At 75.0% G+C, this 3,724-nt stretch carries 3 protein-coding genes and 2 pseudogenes; all 5 read right to left on the reverse strand.

The genetic code is table 11. The features are described from left to right. Positions 1-228: pseudogene (locus tag B7767_RS08835) on the reverse strand (hypothetical protein); the annotation flags it as partial. Then, positions 218-1,261, reverse strand: a complete 1,044-nt coding sequence (locus B7767_RS08840) for a MoxR family ATPase (protein ID WP_085571687.1) — start codon at positions 1,259-1,261, stop codon at positions 218-220. The pseudogene B7767_RS08835 and the gene B7767_RS08840, both read right to left, overlap by 11 nt. 32 nt (positions 1,262-1,293) lie before the next feature. Next, positions 1,294-2,955, reverse strand: a complete 1,662-nt coding sequence (locus tag B7767_RS08845; protein ID WP_085571688.1) for a trypsin-like peptidase domain-containing protein — start codon at positions 2,953-2,955, stop codon at positions 1,294-1,296. After that, the gene (locus B7767_RS08850) at positions 2,952-3,302 is read right to left on the reverse strand and encodes a CU044_2847 family protein (protein WP_085571689.1); all 351 of its coding nucleotides are present in this window, start codon (positions 3,300-3,302) and stop codon (positions 2,952-2,954) included. Before B7767_RS08850 ends, B7767_RS08845 begins: the two co-directional genes overlap by 4 nt. Before the next feature lie 75 nt (positions 3,303-3,377). Next, positions 3,378-3,724: pseudogene (locus B7767_RS08855) on the reverse strand (acetyl-CoA carboxylase); the annotation flags it as partial.

The following is a 3,724-nucleotide window of genomic DNA, read 5'->3' on the forward strand; positions in this document are numbered from 1 at the left end:
CCCGGCCCCCGGTGGGGGTCCGGCCGCGGGGCCCGGGGCCGGCTCGGGGCGCGGCCGTGCGGGCGGGGCGCCGGACGTGCCGGTGTCCATGGTTCCGGCCAGCCAGAGGAGTTCGGCCAGTTCCAGCGGGGTGGGACGGACGCCTCCGGACGCCTCGGTCAGTACGCCGGCCAGGCGGGCCAGCGGGTCGGGGGCGTCCGCGGCGCCGGGACCCGGGTCAGAAGGCATCGGACCGCGGGGCCTGGCCCAGATACGGCATCAGCTGCTCCGCCAGTTCGTCCAGGGAGTCGACGTCGAGACCGGAGGACCGGGCGAGGTAGATCGCGTTGAGGAGCTGGTCGGTGGCCAGGTCGCCGGCGCCGACCCGGGACAGGAAACGCTCGATCAGGCCCCGCGCGTACGCGTCCGGCTCGCCCAGGTGCGCGCGGACGATCCCGGCGAGATGGCCGTCGTCCGGCTGCCGCAGGCGCAGCGTGACGCAGCGGCGCAGGAAGGCGGGCGGGAACTCCCGCTCACCGTTGCTGGTGAGGACGACGAACGGGAAGGACCGGCAGCGCACCCGGCCGCGTTCCACCGGGACCCGCTCGTCGGTGCCGTCGGCCATCACCTCGGCCCGTGGGAGCTGCCGGGCGGCGCGCACCAGCTCGGGGATCTCGTACTGGCCCTCCTCCAGCACGTTCAGCAGGTCGTTGGGCAGGTCGAGATCGCTCTTGTCGATCTCGTCGATGAGCAGGGCGCGGGGGCGGGCGTAGGGGAGGAGGGCGGTGCCCAGGGGACCGAGGCGCAGGTGGTCCTCGACGCCGGTCCCGTCGCCCGCCTCCCGGGCCGCCGCGTCGGACCGCTCCGCGGAGCGGCCGGCGCCCTGCCGCGCCGCGTACAGGCGGGAGAGCGGGTCGTACTGGTAGAGGCCGTCGTGCAGCGTGCTGCGGCTGGTGATGTTCCAGCGCAGCACCGGACCGAGGCGCAGCTCACGGGCGACCGCGTAGGCGAGCGAGGACTTGCCGGTGCCGGGTGGGCCGGTGACCAGCAGCGGGCGGCGCAGGTACAGGGCCGCGTTGACCAGCTGGACCGTCTGCGGGGTCGCCCGGTAGGTCATGGCGCGGTGGGTGCGGTCGGGGGAGACGGCGGCGGTGTCGGCGGCCTCGTCCGGCGGGTCCAGCACCGGCCCGCCGTCGAAGGCGCGCCAGGGCGGGGGCGGTGGCAGCCGTGTGATGCCGTCGTGCGGTTGCTCGGCGCCGGTGTAGACGGGCCACAGGGGCATGGTGCTCTTCTCCGGTCGGGGACGGTGGTCGGTCAGGCCACGGGGGAGTGCAGGCTCGCGGCGGTGGCGGGGAAGCAGCGCGGGTCGTCCCACAGCAGTTGCACGTCCCTGGCCCAGTGCCCGTCCGGCTCCTCGGCGGCGTCCGCCGTCAGCCGCAACGACATGACGTGCTGCGGAAGTTCACCGGGCGGCACGCCGGCGACGGACGCGGTGAGCTCGTCGAGGAACGTGCCGCCGGAGCAGGGGCCCTCGTGACCGGCCTCCGGCTCCGGGCAGCCGGTGCGGGACCACAGCAGTACCGGCACCGGGACGTTCAGACCGACCTCGAAGTACTGCCGGGCGGCGGTGGGCGGCGCCGGGAAGCCGGCCAGTTCGGCACCACCGTCCCACAGGCGTTTGCGCAGGCCGGCCGGGCGCTCGTGGGTGCCGCACTCGACGCGGTGCACGGCCGCTCCCATGGCCGCGTCCAGTTTCTGCCACTTCTTGCCGAGCTGGTGGCGCAGCCGGTTGCTGCGGTGCCGGGACCGGTCCGCGACGACGAGCGGGTAGGCACAACCGAGCGGGGTGGGGTCGTCCGGGCCGCACTCCCAGTGCGCCACCGGCTCGTTCAGCCACTCGCGCGGCAGCACGAAGGCCAGTAGCTCCTCCGCGCCCGGAGGAAGATGGGCGACCGCCTCGTCGATGCGCTCCTGTACGTAGGCGCGCACACCGGTGCGGGGCAGCCGGCGCGCGCCCACGGGGTGGCGCCGTCCGTCGAGGCACGCGGACACCTCCACGGTGACCTGGTCCGGACCGGCGCCGCTGTGCTCGATCTCGACGACCACGGGGGACCAGGCCGAGGGCCGCGCGGGAGGTCCGTCCAGCAGGTCGCGCAGCCGGTCGGCGAACCGGGCCACGGCCTCCGGCTCCGGGACCTCCCACTGCACGTACGCCGCCGCCGACGCCAGCGAGGCGAAGCCGCCGTCCGGCAGGGGCGGGCCGAAGGGGCCCACGGCGTCGACGTACAGCCGGTGCGGATCACAGCGCAGTCCCGTCCGCTCGGCGCGCCGCACCAGGGTGTACAGACGTCTGCGCGTGTCCGTCGCGTGGCCGGGGGTGGGGACCAGCTCGCCCAGGCCGCTCCAGTAGCGGGCCATGACCTCCGTGGGCAGCATCCGGCCGGCCCTGACGTCCCGGCCGCCCGCGACCGCCGTGACCATCCCGACCACCGAGCCGTCGGCCAGGGTCACCGCGGCCCCGCTGAAACCGTCGGCCAGCGGCTGTCCGTGCCCGGAGACGGCCTCCAACTGCACCCACTCGTCGGCGATCAGCGGACCCGGCACCGCCCGGTACAGTGCGAGGGTGCCCTCGTCGTAGCCCCGGGGGAAGCCGTAGGCGATCAGTTCCGGGGAGGGAGTGCCACGTTCGGCGCCGGGGGGCGCGAAGACCGCCGGGGCGAGCGGCACCTCCCGGTCCAGTTCCAGTACGGCCAGGTCACCGGGGTCGGTGTCGCCGCCCCGCCAGCCACCGTGGACGACCACCGTGGCGGTGACCTCACCCAGGTCGACGCGGTTCGGGAAACCCACGGTCACCGGGGACGTGTCGCCCGCCGCGACGACGTGGGCGCAGGTGAGCACGTGACGTGCGGAGACGAGGAAGCCCGCGCCGGTCTCGTTGCCGCACCGGATCCGGGTGTGCCAGGCAGTTCTGCTCATCGACGGTCGGCGGCCTCCGCGGTCGTCCCGGCCTGGTCGGGCGCCCAGCTGAGCTTGACGACCAGGTGCCCCTCGGCCGAGCCCTTGGCGATGACGGCACCGGCCTCCGCGGTCAGTTTCACCCCGAACTCCAGCTCCACCGCGTCCGGTTTGAGGGAACCGTCGCGGAACACCCGCAGCGCGGACTCGGCCGCCGCCCGTACGCCCTCCAGGGAACCCTCGAAGGTGCGCGCCGCCTGGGCCGGGCCGTTGCCGCGGGAGACGAGCCGGGCCCCGGACTCGTCCTGCACGCCCTCCACCACGACCTGGGCGCCACTCTCCGTCGTGAACTGCATCAACCCGTCCATGGCGCGACGTGCTCCCCGTGGTGTGCGACTGCGGTGAACTCCTATGTTACGCCCGGTGTTTGATGTGTCACGGGGTCAGTCGGCCGGGTGCTCCTCCGTACGGTCCGCCGGTCCCACGACCCCCCGGACCACCCCCAGCTCCACCAGGTCCTGCGGGCGGACGCGGAGCCGGTCCGCGGTGTTCTCCACCTCCTCCGGGGGCCGTTTGAGGATGGCCGCCGCGAGTTCCGGGGCGATCACCGAGAAGTAGCTGTCCGGGGTGGCCCAGGTGTTGCCGGGGGCCGCGAGGGCCAGCGCGCCGCCGGAGCCGCCCTCGCCGACGACCAGCGTGGTGACCGGGGTACGGGCGGCGGCCACGGCGCCGAACAGGTCGGCGATGGCGGCCCCCGCGCCCTGCCGCTCCGCCTCCGCGTCGTTCGCCG

This window comes from Streptomyces sp. 13-12-16 (assembly GCF_002114215.1).
GTDB lineage: Bacteria > Actinomycetota > Actinomycetes > Streptomycetales > Streptomycetaceae > Streptomyces.

Excerpts from the sequence above, each read along its gene's own strand:
- B7767_RS08840 (WP_085571687.1), bottom strand. The coding sequence starts at position 1,261 with ATGCCCCTGTGGCCCGTCTACACCGGCGCCGAGCAACCGCACGACGGC.
- B7767_RS08845 (WP_085571688.1), bottom strand. The coding sequence starts at position 2,955 with ATGAGCAGAACTGCCTGGCACACCCGGATCCGGTGCGGCAACGAGACC.
- B7767_RS08850 (WP_085571689.1), bottom strand. The coding sequence starts at position 3,302 with ATGGACGGGTTGATGCAGTTCACGACGGAGAGTGGCGCCCAGGTCGTG.